This window comes from Bradyrhizobium sp. CAR08 (assembly GCF_052871955.1).
On sequence record NZ_JBIXJX010000070.1, the window covers coordinates 1 to 2,224 of the forward strand.

Annotated in this window: 1 protein-coding gene; it reads right to left on the reverse strand. The window is 53.9% G+C overall.

Annotation, left to right across the window (positions count from 1 at the left end; translation table 11 throughout):
- Positions 1-100: 100 nt before the first annotated feature.
- Complete coding sequence (locus ACIPUD_RS39705) at positions 101-913, reverse strand: hypothetical protein (RefSeq protein WP_446482980.1); 813 nt, start codon at positions 911-913, stop codon at positions 101-103.
- Positions 914-2,224 lie beyond the last annotated feature (1,311 nt).

Here is a 2,224-nt window from a genome sequence, read left to right on the forward strand (position 1 = left end):
GAAGCTCCTGCACCAAGCCGGCAAGTCCGCCGATCAGCAAGCCGCCTGACCTTCACGCAACGCCATCGTAGAACTCGCCGCGCTCGCGCGCATGTGTCAATCAGGCGGCCTTCGTCGTATGCGTACGTATCTTCCCGTACGACAGCAGTATCTGCCGTTTTTGGCTACGGAAATGGTCAACAGCTTTTCTGCATTCCTCCCGAATATACTCAAGAGCTTGATCCCAGTCGGTCATGTATTTGTCAGCTGGAAACACGACCTGCATGCCGAATTCGGCACCCAACGTCTCCAACCGGCCCCGAAATTCTTCCTCTCTATCGAGGGGGAGAAGTACAAGCGGCTTGAAAGCCGCGGCGTAAGCTCTAGCCAGCTTCGAGACCTTCGGTTTTCCTATTTTCGGCTGCCGCCGAACCTTTATCCATTGCTCCAAGACGCTCCGTCGTAATCCGCACGTCAAGAGTCCCTGCTGCTGAAGTGCGTCGAATTCCTCGCTGCTAAGGCCAGACAGCAGATACAGCACACTGAATTTCGGCGGAAGTTTTTCACGAACTGTGGAATCGTTGAGGCGACTGTCGTGCCCAATACTCACGTACTTGGAGAAGCTGGCTCTTCGGAACGGAAGGTCCTTCAGCAGCGCCCCCTTTTGGAAGGGATTGAGCTGCGTCTCAGCCGCGAGACAGGCAGCCGCTGTTGCCAGTATAGGTCCGAGTCCGTCTTTGTAGACCGCGAATATTGCACTCCGATGGTTCGCCACCACAAAGGACGACCAGAAATCGTCACTTGTGTTTTGCTGGGCGGTCTCTGGACTTTCACTTGAGGAGCCCCCCAATTGATCGGCGGGAGCTTCGATGTTTCCATCGCCTTTCTCAATAATGTCTCGGGCCTGATTCCGATTATTGCGTAAGCCGATCATGTTGATTTCTTTGTTTAGTGATAAGTGGGAGGAGGCGGTCCCCCTCTGGAGCTGGAATCCGAATGGCCGCAGCAATCCGCTCGGCTAAATCGCCGAGAGTTTGGGCAACTACGGTTCTGAGTCACAGAGGGCTGAACTGAAGCACGTTAACGTGCCTCAGCTCAAACTTCGGATGCGGCATCAACGCTCACATAGTGGCCTGCTCCTCCAGCACTTAACTTCTCAAAATGGGCTCACTCACTCCTTAGGCGGCTCTGGGCGATCTGCGAAGAGTACGTCTGTATCAATCTTATAGTGCTTCATTATTTCTGAAGCATCGAGGACCCGCCCACCCTTTCGGGTCCTAATCCGCCCACCAAAGCTGCAGTTGCAGGGGACAAGGGCCCTTGAACCAGTCTGCACCCAGGTCTTGAACCCGCAGCTGTCGTAGTCTGCAAGGTTGTGAACGAGGAACTTTCCTTCCGGTAGCTCGCACGGGATACTTCGTTCGCGATACCTTCTTTCCGTTAAAATCATATTCGTCCAACGCCGAAGGGCGGCGTTGTACCTACGTTCGGCAGCGGTCGGACGCTTCGCCCTTGGCTCACCTTCTCGAATAGCCACAGCTTCGCCGTGGCCAGAATCGCTAACTCTGGTCATTTCAGTCCTCTGCTCATGGTGTTTTAGCGTGATGCGGCCAACCGGTTTAAAGTGGACGATCACCATCACCAACAAGTGGCGACGGAAAACAGAATACGGCGATCTTCGCTAACTGCAACCGGCGCCAAATTCGGCAAAACAGCAATAATGAAAGATATCGACGAATTCTTCGTTTCCAAATCTGATTTTTGCTCACCTCAATTTTGAACTCGCCATTGGGCTTCCTAAGGCCTTCCAGGGCCTAAATACGAGCATTTCTGCTCGCGATTTTGTGACAATGACATTTCGATAGGAGTTTCAATAACAAGAGTGAAAAAGATGGAGATTGGCGGAAAGGGGGACCATTTCAGCACGAGCGCAAGCGATGCAGCCGGGACCGGCGGAGATGAGGGTGGCTGCTGGGAGTCCTCTGGCAGCACCGCCGCCTGACGTTCTGAGCCTGAGGTCATCATAGGTTACGGTGGCCCACCTAGGCTGATGGTGTTCTAATTCGAACGATTGGTCGCTGCGGCCGAAGTACCAAGGTCCGAGTGCGGTTGGCTTCGATCACACTTCAGCCGAACTAACATCACCATCAGATGTAAGCGGCGAAGCCGCTGCGAAGCTCTTATTGGCTACGGTGTACGTGGTGGCAGATCATTCTTCTGATGATCAAGGCAGCTAGGCGTCACC

Excerpts from the sequence above, each read along its gene's own strand:
- ACIPUD_RS39705 (WP_446482980.1), bottom strand. The coding sequence starts at position 913 with ATGATCGGCTTACGCAATAATCGGAATCAGGCCCGAGACATTATTGAG.